The organism is Burkholderia aenigmatica, from assembly GCF_048627025.1.
GTDB classification, from domain to species: Bacteria; Pseudomonadota; Gammaproteobacteria; order Burkholderiales; family Burkholderiaceae; genus Burkholderia; species Burkholderia aenigmatica.
Genome location: NZ_CP184470.1, coordinates 317,373 through 331,607, shown reverse-complemented (window position 1 = coordinate 331,607; position 14,235 = coordinate 317,373). Strand labels below are relative to the sequence as shown.

At 70.1% G+C, this 14,235-nt stretch carries 12 protein-coding genes; 6 read left to right on the top strand and 6 right to left on the bottom strand.

Annotated features, from left to right (window positions below):
• Window positions 1-6: 6 nt before the first annotated feature.
• From nirD to ACN8ZM_RS33815, 3 genes are read right to left on the bottom strand one after another with little or no spacing between them, the layout of a single operon-like run.
• Window positions 7-354 (bottom strand): nitrite reductase small subunit NirD, encoded by a 348-nt coding sequence (nirD, locus tag ACN8ZM_RS33825; protein WP_043191070.1) that lies wholly within the window; start codon window positions 352-354, stop codon window positions 7-9.
• A gap of 38 nt (window positions 355-392) precedes the next feature.
• Window positions 393-2,990 (bottom strand): nitrite reductase large subunit NirB, encoded by a 2,598-nt coding sequence (gene nirB, locus ACN8ZM_RS33820; protein ID WP_420213173.1) that lies wholly within the window; start codon window positions 2,988-2,990, stop codon window positions 393-395.
• A gap of 21 nt (window positions 2,991-3,011) precedes the next feature.
• The gene (locus ACN8ZM_RS33815) at window positions 3,012-4,337 is read right to left on the bottom strand and encodes an MFS transporter (RefSeq protein ID WP_420213172.1); all 1,326 of its coding nucleotides are present in this window, start codon (window positions 4,335-4,337) and stop codon (window positions 3,012-3,014) included.
• A gap of 665 nt (window positions 4,338-5,002) precedes the next feature.
• Here ACN8ZM_RS33815 and cobA point away from each other — a divergent pair.
• From cobA to ACN8ZM_RS33785, 6 genes are all read left to right on the top strand, one after another.
• Entirely contained in the window at window positions 5,003-5,773 is a 771-nt protein-coding gene (cobA, locus tag ACN8ZM_RS33810; protein ID WP_043191113.1) for a uroporphyrinogen-III C-methyltransferase, read from the top strand.
• A gap of 156 nt (window positions 5,774-5,929) precedes the next feature.
• Window positions 5,930-6,526, top strand: coding sequence for an ANTAR domain-containing response regulator (locus ACN8ZM_RS33805; protein WP_043191078.1), 597 nt, complete (start codon window positions 5,930-5,932; stop codon window positions 6,524-6,526).
• Between the two features lie 5 nt (window positions 6,527-6,531).
• Window positions 6,532-7,584 carry a CmpA/NrtA family ABC transporter substrate-binding protein gene (locus tag ACN8ZM_RS33800; protein ID WP_420213171.1) on the top strand — a complete coding sequence of 351 codons (1,053 nt, stop codon included), beginning with the start codon at window positions 6,532-6,534 and terminating at the stop codon, window positions 7,582-7,584.
• Window positions 7,585-7,705: 121 nt separating this feature from the next.
• Window positions 7,706-8,305 (top strand): uracil-DNA glycosylase family protein, encoded by a 600-nt coding sequence (locus ACN8ZM_RS33795; protein WP_043191082.1) that lies wholly within the window; start codon window positions 7,706-7,708, stop codon window positions 8,303-8,305.
• 267 nt (window positions 8,306-8,572) lie between these two features.
• Window positions 8,573-9,514 (top strand): helix-turn-helix transcriptional regulator, encoded by a 942-nt coding sequence (locus tag ACN8ZM_RS33790; protein ID WP_043191084.1) that lies wholly within the window; start codon window positions 8,573-8,575, stop codon window positions 9,512-9,514.
• A gap of 125 nt (window positions 9,515-9,639) precedes the next feature.
• Entirely contained in the window at window positions 9,640-10,338 is a 699-nt protein-coding gene (locus tag ACN8ZM_RS33785) for a fumarylacetoacetate hydrolase family protein (RefSeq protein ID WP_043191086.1), read from the top strand.
• 74 nt (window positions 10,339-10,412) lie between these two features.
• Here the strand turns inward: ACN8ZM_RS33785 and ACN8ZM_RS33780 are convergent, their stop codons facing one another.
• The 3 genes from ACN8ZM_RS33780 to ACN8ZM_RS33770 form a co-directional block, all read right to left on the bottom strand.
• On the bottom strand, window positions 10,413-10,952 hold the full coding sequence (locus tag ACN8ZM_RS33780) for a DUF4303 domain-containing protein (protein ID WP_089452762.1): 540 nt from the start codon (window positions 10,950-10,952) through the stop codon (window positions 10,413-10,415).
• A gap of 161 nt (window positions 10,953-11,113) precedes the next feature.
• The gene (locus ACN8ZM_RS33775; protein WP_420213170.1) at window positions 11,114-12,325 is read right to left on the bottom strand and encodes an MFS transporter; all 1,212 of its coding nucleotides are present in this window, start codon (window positions 12,323-12,325) and stop codon (window positions 11,114-11,116) included.
• 228 nt (window positions 12,326-12,553) lie between these two features.
• Window positions 12,554-14,125, bottom strand: coding sequence for a trypsin-like peptidase domain-containing protein (locus tag ACN8ZM_RS33770; RefSeq protein ID WP_420213169.1), 1,572 nt, complete (start codon window positions 14,123-14,125; stop codon window positions 12,554-12,556).
• Between the last annotated feature and the right edge of the window lie 110 nt (window positions 14,126-14,235).

Genomic DNA, 14,235 nt, shown 5'->3' with positions numbered 1-14,235 from the left:
GGGCGGTCAGGCTGCGATCCACACGAAGCCGTCCTCGACCCGCGACGGATACGCGCTGACCGACTGCTCGGGCGCCTCGAGGCATTCGCCGGTGCGCAGGTCGAAATGCTGCTTGTACAGCGGCGACGCGACGACGACACGCTCGCCGAGGCTGCCGATCAGCCCGCGCGACATCACGGCCGCCTGCGATACCGGATCGACGTTGTCGATTGCGAACACGCCGCCTTCTTCGGCATGCGAGACGTGAAACACTGCGACCTGCTCGCCGTTGACGAGTGCACACACGCCGGTGTTCGGCACGATGTCGTCGAGCGGGCACACGCGGGTCCAGGACAGCGGAAGACGATCGTTCATGATGGGCTCCTTGGAAAAGACGCTGGTGTCGGTCAGGGTCAAACGGTTGCGGGTTCGGTTGCGGCTTGCGTCACGCCTTCAGCCACGACGGGAATCGACACGGGCTTGCCGCCCGCGCGTTCGCCGGGCGTCGCGGGCCGGATCTGGCCGCGCGTCTCGACGAATTCGATGGTCGTGTCCGGCGCGTCGCTGTTCACGAAGTGGCGGAAGCGCTTGCGCGTGTCGGGATCGGTCACGGCCTTCTTCCATTCGCACTCGTAGGTGTCGACCACGTGCTGCATGTCGGCTTCGAGTTCGGCGCCGATCCCGAGCCGGTCGTGCACGACGACGTCGATCAGGTAGTCGAGGCCGCCTTCGAGGTTGTCGCGCCACACGCTCGTGCGCTGCAGCCGGTCGGCGGTGCGCACGTAGAACATCAGGAGGCGGTCGATGTAGCGGATCAGCGTGGCACGGTCGAGATCGGACGCGAGCAGTTCCGCGTGGCGCGGCTTCATCCCGCCATTGCCGCACACGTACAGGTTCCAGCCCTTCTCGGTCGCGATGATGCCGACGTCCTTGCCCTGCGCTTCCGCACACTCGCGCGTGCAGCCGGACACGCCGAACTTGATCTTGTGCGGCGCGCGCAGCCCCTTGTAGCGGTTCTCCAGGTCGATCGCGAGGCCGACCGAATCGTCGACGCCGTAGCGGCACCACGTCGACCCGACGCACGACTTCACGGTGCGCAGCGCCTTGCCGTACGCGTGACCCGATTCGAAACCGGCCGCGATCAGTTCTTCCCAGATCGACGGCAGTTGCTCGACGCGCGCGCCGAACAGGTCAACGCGCTGGCCGCCGGTGATCTTCGTGTAGAGCCCGTACTTCTGCGCGACCTGGCCCACCGCGATCAGCCCTTCCGGCGTGACTTCGCCGCCCGGCATGCGCGGCACGACCGAGTACGTGCCGTCGCGCTGGATGTTCGCGAGGTAGTAGTCGTTCGAATCCTGCAGCCCGGCGTGCTCCTTCTTCAGCACGAATTCGTTGAAGCACGACGCGAGAATGCCCGCCACCGCCGGCTTGCACACGTCGCAGCCGAGGCCGTGGCCATGCTTCGCGAGCAGTTCGTCGAAGGTCGTGATGCGCTCGACGCGAATCAGGTGGAACAGCTCCTGGCGCGAATGCGGGAAGTGCTCGCACAGATGGTTGTTGACCGCGAGGCCCTGCTTCTTCATCTCGGCCTTCATGATCTGCGTGACGAGCGGCACGCAGCCGCCGCACGACGTGCCGGCGCCCGTGCACGTCTTCAGCGCGCCGAGGCTCGTCGCGCCGTCGGCGACCGCCGTGCAGATCTGCGACTTCGACACGTTGTTGCACGAACAGATCTGGGCGGCCGCGGGCAGCGCTTCGACGCCGATCGCCGGCTTCGCGACGCCGTCCGACGACGGCAGGATCAGGAATTCCGGCGACTCCGGCAGCTCGATGCGGTTCAGCATCATCTGCAGCAGCGTGCCGTATTCGGCCGCATCGCCGACCATCACCGCGCCGTGCAGGAACTTGCCGCAGTCGGACACCACGAGCTTCTTGTAGACCTGGCGGCGCTCGTCCGCGTACTGGTAGGTGCGGCTGCCGGCCGTCGTGCCGTGCGCGTCGCCGATGCTCGCGACGTCGACGCCCATCAGCTTCAGCTTCGTGCTCATGTCGGCGCCGGCGAAGGCGGCCTCGGCTGCACTGTTCGCATCGCCGCCGAGCTGCTTCGCGACCACGCGCGCCATGTCGTAGCCGGGTGCGACGAGGCCGTACACCATGCCGTTCCAGGCCGCGCATTCGCCGATCGCGTAGATGTCGGCATCGCTCGTGCGGCACGCGTCGTCGATCGCGACGCCGCCACGCGGGCCGAGGTCGAGCCCGCATGCGCGGGCCAGCTCGTCGCGTGCGCGGATGCCGGCCGAGAACACGATCATGTCGGCGTCGAGGTGCGAGCCGTCGGCGAACGCCATCCGGTGCGTGCCTTCCTCGCCATCGACGATCTCGAGCGTGTTCTTGCCCGTATGCACGGTCACGCCGAGCGCCTCGATCTTCGCGCGCAGCATCCGGCCGCCGCCGTCGTCGACCTGCACGGCCATCAGCCGCGGTGCGAATTCGACGACGTGCGTGTCGAGCCCCATGTCGCGCAGCGCCTTCGCGCATTCGAGGCCGAGCAGTCCGCCGCCGACCACGACGCCGCGCTTCGCATGCGTGCCGCACGCCTGCATCGCTTCCAGATCCTCGATCGTCCGGTACACGAAGCAGCCGTCGCGATCGTGCCCCGGCATCGGCGGCACGAACGGGCGCGAACCCGTCGCGAGCACCAGCTTGTCGTACGCGAGCGTTTCGCCGGACGCGAGCGTGACCGTATGCGCGGCCCGGTCGATCGACGCGACTTGCGCGTTCAGGCGCAGGTCGAACTGCGGATGACGTTCGAAGAAGCCGGGTTCGACGAGCGACAAGTCGTCCGCCGACTTGCCCGCGAAGAATTCGGACAGGTGCACGCGGTCGTAGGCCGGGCGCGGTTCCTCGCCGAGCACGGTGACCTGCAGCGCGCCCGCGGCACCCGCTTCCGCTGCGACGCATTCGAGGAGCTTGTGGCCGACCATGCCGTGGCCGATGACGATGAGTTTCATGGTGACGTTTCCTTCGGTCGATCAGTTCGCGGCGCTGCTGGCAGCCAGTGCGCGGTCGCGCAACTCGGCTTCGCGTGCCTTGTGTTCTTCGCTGAAGCGCACGGCCATCGCGCACAGCGCGGTCGCGGTGACGGCGAGGCCGAGCAGGCTCAGCGTGTGCTGCACGTCGCCGACGCCCTTCAGCAGGAAGGCCGCAGCCACCGCGCCGACGTTGCCGCCCGCGCCGACGATCCCCGCGACGCCGCCGAGCGCCTTGCGGTCGATGAACGGCACCAGCGCGTAGGTCGCGCCGCAGGCCATGTGCGTGAAGAGGCCGAACGTGAGCATCGCGACGAGCGCGACGTCGATGCTTTGCGCATGCGAGAACCAGATCAGCCCGAGCCCTTCGCCGACGATCAGCGCGCACAGCAGCGCGGCGCGCACGTCGAGGCTGCGGCGCGCGGCGATCTTGTCGGACAGCCAGCCGCCGAGCGCACGGGCAAACAATGCGAGCAGCCCAAACAGGCCGACCGCGAAACCGGCGTCCTTCAGCGACAGGCTGAAGTGATCGACGTAGTACAGCGCGGCGATGTTGTGGATGAACACCTCGACGCCGAAGCACGCGCCGTACGTGACGAACAGCATCCACACACGATAGTTGCCGCAGGCCGCGACGAAGCTCGCCCAGCCGCCCTTCTTGCCGCTGTCGACCGTCACGCCTTCCTTGCGCAGCGCGACGAAGTCGCCTTGCGGGCAATCCTGCGTGAAGCGCCAGTACGCCCAGGCCATCGCCAGCATCGCGACGCCCGGCACGACCAGCGCGATGCGCCACGACGAATCCTCGCCGAAACCGAGCATCAGGCCGGCGGCGACCAGCAGCGGCATCAGCGCCTGCGTGGCACCTGCACCGGCGTTGCCCCAGCCGGCCGTCGTCGCGTTCGCGGTGCCGACCACGTTCGGCGCGAACATCACCGACGTGTGGTACTGCGTGATCACGAAGCCCGCGCCGATCGCGCCGATGCCGAGCCGGCAGATCAGGAACGACAGGTAGTCGTGCGTGAACGACACCGCGAACACCGGGATCGCGCCGAGCAGCAGCAGGCCGACGTACACGCGGCGCGGGCCGAAGCGGTCGCACAGCGGGCCGACCAGCAGCCGCACGGCGATCGTCGCGGCCACCGCGGCGATGTTGATGTTGGCGACCTGGGCCGCCGTCAGATGAAATTCGCGTGCGATCAGCGGCATCAGCGGCGCGCATGCGAACCACGCGAAGAAGCACACAAAGAACGCCATCCACGTCAGGTGGAACGCGCGCATCGGCGCGGTGCGGAAGCTGAAGAGATCGATACGGGTAGCTTTGTCGGTCATGTCATCCGCCAAACGAAAAACGGCGTCCTGCGCACCCGGTCTCGTCGAGACCCGATGCGTAGGACGCCGTTGCCCATGAAGCCCGTTGCCGGGCGCGTCTAGTAATCGGTACTGCCGGACGAATCGCCGTTGATCCGCCCGAACCTCCTAACGCAAGCGCCGTGCCATGTTGATGCGAATCGAGCCCGCAGCCCCGTCGAGCAAGGCTCGCCGGGTGTCGTGCGGCGCGCGGCGACACGTGGCACGCGATGCGCCGTGATGCAGCGAGGCACAGATGTGGTGCGCTGCAGCACTGTCGCCGTGCGACATCGCGGTGCGCGCTGACGGGGCACGATGCACGCCGATGCGGCATTGCGGCTGCCCGCGCGCGGCGGCTGCATCGGCACACGGGGCCATCGCACGGCGCGATGCACCCTCTTCCCGCCGTGCCAGCACGACGTGCCATGCCGGTTGGCCCGGATATTGCTGAACTCGATGCATGACACCGGCAACGGCGCCGGTGGGCAGTCCCCGCAAACCATGCCCGCCCTACCGACGGGCCGATCAGGACAACGGTGTCCCTCCGTGCGCGGCACGGCCGGATGCCGGTGCGTTTCGACCGCCCGCCGCCGCCGCGCAGACAACGCGCTATCGACCGCCGCATGCAGGCGGCACTGGAACACGACATGACGACAGGCAAAGTCACGCTGCTGGGCGCCGGCCCCGGCGATCCCGATCTCCTCACGCTGAAGGCCGCGAAGGCGCTGGCCGCCGCCGACGTGCTGCTGCTCGACGATCTGGTCGCGCCCGGCATCGTCGAACTCGCGCCGCAGGCACGCGTGATCCGCGTCGGCAAGCGCGGCGGCTGCCGCTCCACGCCGCAGGCATTCATCGAGAAGCTGATGCGCCGCTACGCGCTGCGCGGCGCGCACGTGGTGCGCGTGAAAGGCGGCGATGCGCTGCTGTTCGGGCGTGCCGGCGAAGAACTCGCGACGCTGCGCGCCGCCGCGATTCCGGTCGAGATCGTCAACGGCATCTCGTCGGGCTTCGCGGCCGCCGCCAGCCTCGGCATCTCGCTCACGCATCGCGAGCATTGCCACGGCGTCACGTTCGTCACCGCGCACCGTCAGGACCACGGCGAGCCCGACTGGGCGCGTCTCGCGGCGACCGGCACCACGCTCGCGATCTACATGGGGATGAGCCGCGTCGACAGCATCGCCGCCGGCCTGCTCGCCGCGCTGCCGCCCTCGACGCCGGCAGCCGCCGTGCAATGGGCCGGCACGCCCGACGAACGCCGCTGGACCGGCACGCTCGGCCATCTCGCGCGCGGCATCGACGAAGCGCGGCTCGGCAGCCCGGCCGTGATCCTCGTCGGCGGCGCGATCGGCGAAGCGGCCGTGCAGCACGTGCCGGACGCGGGCGCCGCGCTCGAAACGGCCCTGTCCCGGGCTGCGTAGCATGCGCGACACCACGCGGCACCGGCCGCCCACCTATCATGAAGACAGCGGCACCGGCCACCGGGCCATCGCGCCCGGCACCGACACGATGTCTGTGCGGGGCCACCGCCCCCGATCCGTGCATCGCGCCACGATTTCGCCGCCGCCGTTCGCGTCATGAGTACGCCTGCTTCCTCCGCCCGCCTGCGCGTGCTGCTCGTCACCGATACCGACAAGCCGATCGGCGAGCTCGGCGACGCGCTCGCGCACCTCGGCTACGAAATGCTGAACGACGTCGCGACGCCGGCGCGCCTGCCGGCCGCCGTCGAGGAGCAGCATCCCGACGTCGTGATCATCGATACCGATTCGCCGTCGCGCGACACGCTCGAGCAGCTCGCGGTGATGCACGCCACCGCGCCGCGCCCCGTGCTGATGTTCAGCCACGATGCGAACCAGTCGCTGATCCGCGCGGCGGTCGGCGCGGGCGTCAGCGCGTATCTCGTCGAAGGATTGTCGGCCGAGCGCCTTGCGCCGATCCTCGAAGTCGCGCTCGCCCGCTTCTCCCACGACGATGCGCTGCGCCGCCGGCTTGCCGACGTCGAGCGCGAACTCGCGGAGCGCAAGCTGATCGACCGCGCGAAGCGCCTGCTGATGGACCAGCGCAAGCTGTCCGAACACGATGCGTACGCGGCGCTGCGCAAGCGCGCGATGGATCAGGGCCTGCGCATCGTCGACGTCGCGCGGCAACTGCTCGACGCATCACCACAGTCATGACTGCCATGGATACCTCTCTTCCCGTCGCGCCGGAACGCGCGCATCTTCGCCTCGGGTTCGTCGCGCTGAGCGATGCGGCCCCGCTGATCGTCGCGCAGCGCCTGAACCTCGGCGCGCGGCACGGCCTCACGCTCGAACTCAGCCGCCAGCCGTCGTGGGCCGCCGTGCGCGACAAGCTGCTGAGCGGCGAGCTCGACGCCGCGCATGCGCTGTACGGGCTCGTCTGCGGGCTGCAGCTCGGGATCGGCGGCCCGCAGGCCGACATGGCCGCGCTGATGGTGCTGAACCGCAACGGCCAGGCGATCTCGTTGTCGCGCGGTCTCGCCGACGCGTACCGCGACAGCGGCAGCGTGCGCGATGCGCTCGCGACGCTCGGCCGCAAGCCGCTCCTCGCGCAGACCTTCCCGACCGGCACGCACGCGATGTGGCTGAACCACTGGCTCGCGTCGCACGACGTCGATCCGCTGCGCGACGTGCGCAGCGTCGTGATCCCGCCGCCCGAGATGGTGGCCGCGCTGGCCGGCGGCGAGCTCGACGGCTTCTGCGCCGGCGAGCCGTGGCATGCGGTGGCCGACGCCTGCGGCGCGGGGCGAACCGTCGCCGTCACGAGCGAGATCTGGCCCGATCATCCGGAGAAAGTGCTCGCGACCCGGCGCGATTTCGTCGCGCTGTACCCGGCCACGGCCCGCGCGCTGATCCGCACGCTCGTCGATGCCTGCGCGTGGCTCGACAGCGCCGCGCACCGTCGCGAGGCAGCCGACTGGCTCGCGTCGCCCGACGCGCTCGGCGTGCCGGCCCGGCTGATCGCGCCGCGCCTGCTCGGCGACTACGGATCGGGCCCGTTCGCCGTACCGCCGCTGCCGATCCGCTTCCACGACGGCGGCGCCGTGAACCGCCCCGATCCGCGCGAAGGCGAGTGGTTCCTGTCCCAGTACCGGCGCTGGGGCATGCTCGACGGTCCGCACGACGACGCGGGGATCGCCCGCGCGATCGCGCAAACCGCGTTGTATGATGCTGCGGTCGCCGAAAACGGCGCAGCGGGCCCGTCGCGGGCGTAATGCGCGCCGCGTGATGCCGGCGGCGCGCGCGCCCGCGCCCTGCTTGTCCGGGTTGCCTGTCGGCGCCCGGCACGCGCCCCCGGGCGACGCCGCATGACCACTCCGTCCCCGCTCAGAATCGATGCCGAAACCCACGCGCGCGCCGCTCGACGTGCTGCTCACTGAAATCCGCGCGTGCCGTGTCTGCGAAGCCGACCTGCCGCTCGGCCCGCGCCCGGTCGTGCGTGCCCATCGCGATGCGCGGATCCTGATCGTCGGGCAGGCGCCGGGCGCACGTGTCCATGCAAGCGGGATCCCGTGGGACGACGCGAGCGGCAAGCGGCTGCGCGGCTGGCTCGACGTCGACGCCGACACGTTCTACGACGAGACGCGCTTCGCGATCGTGCCGATGGGCTTCTGCTACCCGGGCCGCGGCGCAAGCGGCGACAACCCGCCACGCCCCGAATGCGCGCCGCTGTGGATCGACCGGTTGCTCGCCGAGTTGCCGTCGATCCGGCTCACGCTGCTGATCGGCCAGTATGCGCAGCGGCATTTCCTGCGCGACACGCGCAAGGCCACGCTGACCGACACCGTGCACGCCTGGCGCGACTATGGCCCCGACGTGCTGCCGCTGCCGCATCCGTCGCCGCGCAACCAGGCGTGGTTCAAGCACCACCCGTGGTTCGACGCCGAGGTCGTGCCCGAGCTGCGGCGCCGGGTCGCGCCGCTGGTTGCCGGGTAGGGTCTGGGCGCGCCGGCGCCATCGCCCGATCACTGATATCAAACCGCGCGACGAAGGTGGAGACGCTCGCGCCGGTCGGCACGGCAAGCGGGCTGGGCGGCGTCGGCAGTCCGCGTGCCCGTTGTCCCGGCCTCCCCCGAAAGCGCGACCGCCGCGCGGCACGCCACGACCGACCCCGGGCCAAGCCGCACGGCCGCACAGATCGCCGTCGCGCCCGGTTCGCTGTACCATCGCGGCTCAACCGCGTCACGAACAGCAGAATCCTTCATGCCCTCCACCGCCCCGCCGCGCCTGTACGGGATGCCCGAACGCAGCGACCGGCTCGACTTCTACATCCGCGACCAGGCGTCGCGCCAGGCGATCACCGAGCCGCACCGGCACGCGTATTTCCAGATCCAGTTCAATCTCGGCGGCGACACCGAGCAGCGGATCGGCGGCGTCACGCGGCCGTTTCCGCGCGGCGCGCTCGCGTTCGTGCTGCCGCATCGCGAGCACCTGATCCCGCATCCGGAAGGCGCGCACTTCATCGTGATCAACTTCAGCCAGGCGTTCCTGCGCGCCGATCTCGACGTCGACCCGCTCGATCTCGAGGACGTGCCCGCGCACCGCTTTCCCGAGCTGACGCCGTTCCGCTTTCAGGAACACCTCGACTTCATCCTGACCGGCGACACCTACGACGAAGCGCGCCGCCTCGCGCTGTGCATGCTCGACACCGATCGCGTGCGCACGTTCGGCTCGACCACGTTGCTGCGCGGCTACCTGCTGCAACTGATCGGGCTCGTCTGCACGCAGTACGCGGGTGCGCTCGACAAGCTCGCGCAGCGCGGCGCCCAGCGCGCGGGCCGGCGCGACGCGCTCGCGCGCGTGCTGCGGCACGTGCGCGCCAACCTGACCCGCGAGGACCTGACGCTCGCCGCGACCGCCGAGGCCGCGTTCCTGTCGCCCAACTACCTCGCGCACCTGGTCCGCAAGGAAACCGGCAGCACCTTCACCGATCTCGTGACCGAGCGCCGGATTGCGCTCGCGCAGTCGCTGCTGGCACACACGAGCCGGCGCATCGCGGACATCGCGCGCTCGGTCGGCTTCCGCGACGAAGGGTATTTCGCGCGGCGTTTCCGCGCGCGAGTCGGCGTGTCGCCGAAGGCGTACCGCGACGCGAATGCCGCGCTGCCGGACGGCGACGACGCACCGGCAGCCGCCGACGCGTAGTTTTGTCCCGGTAAAACGCAGTTGCGTCGCATCCGGCCGCACGGGCGTCGGGTATCGTTGCACGCATGCCGGCCCGTGCGCCGCACGGGCGCCGCATCCGTCTTCCCACCGAACGAGGCCATCCGATGTCCGAATATGTCATCGACGCTGCCGAGCGTCCTTCCGTCGAAGTCGAACAGTCGTCCGCGCGCTTTCCGGTGCGCCGCGTCTTCTGCGTCGGCCGCAACTACGCCGACCACGCGCGCGAAATGGGCGCCGATCCCGACCGCGAGCCGCCGTTCTTCTTCACGAAGCCGGCCGACGCGATCGTCCCGGCCAGCGGCACCGTCGCCTATCCGCCGCTGACGAACGACCTTCATCACGAAATCGAGCTGGTCGTCGCGATCGGCAAGGACGGCCAGTCGATCGACCCGGCCGACGCGCTGTCGCACGTATGGGGCTACGGCGTCGGCGTCGACCTCACGCGCCGCGACCTGCAGGCCGAAGCGAAGAAGCTGAGCCGTCCGTGGGACTGGGCGAAGGGCTTCGACGCATCGGGCCCCGTGACCGCGCTGCGCGCGGCGTCGGCCACCGGCCACCCGGCGACGGGCCGCATCTGGCTCGCGGTCAACGGTGAAACGCGCCAGCAAGGCGACCTGGCCGACATGATCTGGGCCGTGCCCGACGTCATCGCGTATGTGTCGCGCTCGGTCGCGCTGAAGGCCGGCGACCTGATCTTCACCGGCACGCCGGCCGGCGTCGGCGCGCTGCAGCCCGGTGACCGCGTCACGGGCGGCGTCGACGGCGTCGCGACGTTCGAGTTCGTCGTGGGCGCGAAGCCGTAAGCCGTAACTAACGCTGCACGCATGGCGGCCGCCCGTCCCGGGCCGCCGTGCGATATCCCGATGGCCGTCAGCCGTCAGTCGTAGCGGCGCAGGAATGCGTCGACGACGGCCGGCGGATTCAGCGCCTTCGCCGATTCGTTTTCGAGCGCCTCGGCAGCGTCGTCGTCGCTGATCGACACGAACAGCGTGATCGCCGCCCTTTCGTCGCCCGTGCCGAACAGGCCTTCGCGGTCGAGCAGGCGCAACGCCCCGATCATCTCGGCGTGCAGTTGTCGCGAAAATTCCGAGAACCGCGACCGGACAAACTGCGGGCTCAGCAGGTCATCGGCAAGCTTGCCGCAGATCGCATTGAACGGCGACGCTTCCGCCGCCGCATACGCCCATTCGGAAAAGCCCCACGCATACCACGGGTCGTCGTCCGGCACGGCCTGTTGCTCGCGGATCCGGCGCAGCCCCTCGACCGAATTGGCCGCCGGCACCACCGTCATCGCGCCGCTGTCGGTGTACAGCGCGAACGCGTAGAAATGCTCGTCCGGGTGCTGCGCCCGCAGCGCCCGGTATGTCGCTCGCGCGGCGTCGGCAATTTCCCGCTGGAAATCAGAAAAATCGCTCATCCCATCCTCGTCCTGTCGCCCTTCGCGCGCCGGGGAGCACTCGGTGCGCGGCGGGTTCGTCGTCTCCCGGTATCCGGCCGATTGTCCGCCAATCGCCCGCGACACGGTAGCGATGCCCACACCAGCCCCCGGTTCCACGCGGCGCGATACCACGCCTGCGTTCACCGCCCAACGTCCCGCGCGTCGAACACCCGCACGCAGACGGCCGCCGCCAGCGCGATCGCGGCCGACAGCAGCATCATCGCCAGCGGCGCATAGCCCGCGTTGCCGGCCGTCAGCACCGCGCCCGTCAACGACGAAAGCGCGGCACCACCGGCGATCGTCATCGCACCGGCCAGCCCGGACGCGCTGCCTGCCAGTTCCGGGCGCACCGACACCGCGCCGGCATGCGCACCGGGATTGGTCAGCCCGTTGCCGATGCCGACCAGCACGCACGGCCCGAACCATGCGATCGCCTGCGTCGCGCCGCCGAACATCAGCGCGAGGCCGATCAGCGGCCCTGCGCACGCGACGATCCGTCCGCACAGGATCGTCGTGGCCAGTGCGTAGCGGCGCGCGTAACGCGCGGCCAGGAAGCTGCCGCACACGAAGCCGGCCGTGATGGTTCCCATGTAGAAGCCGATCTCCGCGGGCGCGATGTCGAACACCGTGTGCGCGGCGAGCGGCGCGCCGGCCAGGAACGCGTAGAACGAGCCGGTCGAAAACGCCATGCAGAGCGCATACGCCCAGAAGCGGCGCGCACGAAGCAGCGCCGGATACGCGCGAAGCTGCTGCCCGAGGCTCGACGACCGGTTCGCGTGAGTTTCAACGAGATCGAACGCACACCAGACGAACAGCGCGATGCCCGCCGCGCCGAGCAGCCAGAAGCTCGCTCGCCAGCCCAAGGTCTGGTCGAGCGCGCCACCCAGCGTCGGGCCGAGCATCGGCGCGAACGCCGCCGCCATCGCCGCATAGCCGATCCGGCTCGCCGCGCGCGCACCGCCGCCGGCGTCCCGGATCGTCGCCATCGACACGGGATAGACCGACGTGATCGCCGCCTGCATCAGCCTGCAGGCCAGAAACGCGCGAATATCGGTCGCCATCGCGCAGCCGAGCGAGCCGAGCGCGAACACACCGACGCTCGCCAGCACGACCGGCCGCCGCCCGAACCGGTCCGACAGCGGCCCCATTACAAATTCGAGCGACGCGGCCACCGCCGCGTAACCGCCGAGCGACAGCGCGACGAGTGCGTAGTCGGCGCGCAGGTCGCGCGCGATCGCCGGCAGCGACGGCAGGAACAGACTCAGCGGCAAGACCGAGCACGCGCACAGCAGGATCAGCGTCGCGTATCTCGGCGACGCCCGTTCGGAAGCGATCGGCAGGTTCGATTGCAAGCGGATGCCCTCCGCGCACGTGCCGCCCGGCCGTGCGCAATGCAAAAAAAAAGCCCCCGAACGAGTCGGGGGCGCATGGGTGCCGGCGCGGTGCCGCTACCGGACCCTGCGCCTGCTGACTACTACGATGAAGCGTGCTGTTTTCATGCCGGATGGCTCCTGAATGCCTGGCTGACTGCGTGCAATATCGGACGATGGTAGGCGGACGATACCGGACGCGTCAACGCCCTAACGCGCCCGCACCGACACGAACTTCCGTGCGTTGTTGCGCTGGATCAGCACCGCGATCACGCTGCCGCCGGTCGCTTCGAGCGACTGCACGTCGTCGGGCGTCTCGAGCAGCTTGTCGTTGAGCTCCAGCACGACATCGCCCGGCTGGATCCCCGCGCTGGCCGCCGGGCCGTGCACCGCATCCACCATCATCCCGACCGCGAGCCCCGTCGAACGGCGTTCGTCGTCGCTCAGCGCATGCATCGTCAGCCCGAGACGGTCGCCGCCGTCGCCCGCCCCGGCTCCCGGCCCCGGTCGTGCGGCCGCCTTCGGCGCGGCCGCGCCGATGGCCGGGCCCTCGTTGCCGGCGGCCTCGTCGGCACCCGTGATCGTCAGCATCACCGGCGCGCGGTTGCGGATCAGCCGCAGCGGCGCCTTCTGGCCCGGCGGCAGCGCGGCGGCCAGGTCGTTCAGCTCGGCCGAGCGGCCGATCGTCTTGTCGCCCAGCTTCACGATCACGTCGCCGGGCTTCACGCCGGCCGCGGCGGCCGGCGAGCCGGGCGCGACGCCGTTGACGAGCGCACCCGCCGGACGCGGCAGCCCGAACGCCGCGGCCAGCCCGATGCCGACATCCTGCACGTCGACGCCGAGCGCGTTGCCGGACGACGCGTCCGGCGCCTGGGGCTGTTGCGCCTGCATCTGCTTCTGCAGTTGCGCACGCACCTTGGCGGCAAACGCGATCGGGATCGCGAACGTCGTGCTCGCGTAGCGGTCCGCGCCCGTATAGACCTGCACCGCGATGCCGATCACGTCGCCCGCGCGATTGAATACGGGGCCGCCCGAGTTGTCGGGGTTCGGCGCGATGTCGGTTTCGAAGAACGGAAACGCGCTGCCGTCCGGCATCCGGTGCGACGTGGCGCTGACGATGCCGGCCGTGACCGTGTTGCCCGATCCGTCCGGCGCGCCGATCGTCATCACCGGCTCGCCCGCGCGTACCTTCGACGAATCGCCGACACGGACGAACGGCAGCTTCGTCGCGTTGACGCGCAGCACGGCGACGTCGCTCTGCGGATCGACGGCCAGCACGGTCGCCTTGAATTCGCGGCGGTCGGTGAGCCGTACCGTCACGTCGGTCGCATCGTCGACCACGTGCGCCGACGTGAGGATCAGGCCGTCGGCGCTGACGATGAAACCCGAGCCGCTGCCCGATACCGCGCGCGGCGACGTGTCGGGCGCAGGCGCCTGTGCCGGTGCCTGCGGGCCTTGCGCGGGCGGCGGCGCGTCGTGCCGGAAAAACGCGGCGAGTGGATCGTCGGGATCGAGGATTGCGAAGGACGGGCCGCCGGCCTGCTGGTCGGGTGCGGCGGTCATGATGGTCACGACCGCCGGGCCGTAGCGGTCGACGATCGCCGGAAAATCGACCGGCATCGCATAAGGCGCTGCAGCCGGACGCTGCTTCATCGGGTGTGGCGTGACAGGCGGCGAGACCGTTCCGGCGAGGACGGCCGGCGGGGGCAGCAAACAACCGGCAAACACGCCCCCGATCAACGCGGTGCGAAGCACGGCGCGAGCAAGCGTCTGGCGAACCACGGTGCACCTCCCCCGGGAGTCACGGCGCCGACATGCGCGAGACGCGCAGGCGCCCGACAAGCCCCGGTACACGCATCCATTTATAGTCCAAGCGGCCTGTTCGAACATAC

What these genes read in the sequence shown, in the direction of transcription:
- ACN8ZM_RS33805 (WP_043191078.1), top strand. Translation starts at nt 5,930, where the DNA reads ATGAGTACGCCTGCTTCCTCCGCCCGCCTGCGCGTGCTGCTCGTCACC.
- ACN8ZM_RS33790 (WP_043191084.1), top strand. Translation starts at nt 8,573, where the DNA reads ATGCCCTCCACCGCCCCGCCGCGCCTGTACGGGATGCCCGAACGCAGC.
- nirB (WP_420213173.1), bottom strand. Translation starts at nt 2,990, where the DNA reads ATGAAACTCATCGTCATCGGCCACGGCATGGTCGGCCACAAGCTCCTC.
- ACN8ZM_RS33800 (WP_420213171.1), top strand. Translation starts at nt 6,532, where the DNA reads ATGGATACCTCTCTTCCCGTCGCGCCGGAACGCGCGCATCTTCGCCTC.
- ACN8ZM_RS33795 (WP_043191082.1), top strand. Translation starts at nt 7,706, where the DNA reads ATGCCGAAACCCACGCGCGCGCCGCTCGACGTGCTGCTCACTGAAATC.
- nirD (WP_043191070.1), bottom strand. Translation starts at nt 354, where the DNA reads ATGAACGATCGTCTTCCGCTGTCCTGGACCCGCGTGTGCCCGCTCGAC.
- ACN8ZM_RS33780 (WP_089452762.1), bottom strand. Translation starts at nt 10,952, where the DNA reads ATGAGCGATTTTTCTGATTTCCAGCGGGAAATTGCCGACGCCGCGCGA.
- cobA (WP_043191113.1), top strand. Translation starts at nt 5,003, where the DNA reads ATGACGACAGGCAAAGTCACGCTGCTGGGCGCCGGCCCCGGCGATCCC.
- ACN8ZM_RS33785 (WP_043191086.1), top strand. Translation starts at nt 9,640, where the DNA reads ATGTCCGAATATGTCATCGACGCTGCCGAGCGTCCTTCCGTCGAAGTC.
- ACN8ZM_RS33815 (WP_420213172.1), bottom strand. Translation starts at nt 4,337, where the DNA reads ATGACCGACAAAGCTACCCGTATCGATCTCTTCAGCTTCCGCACCGCG.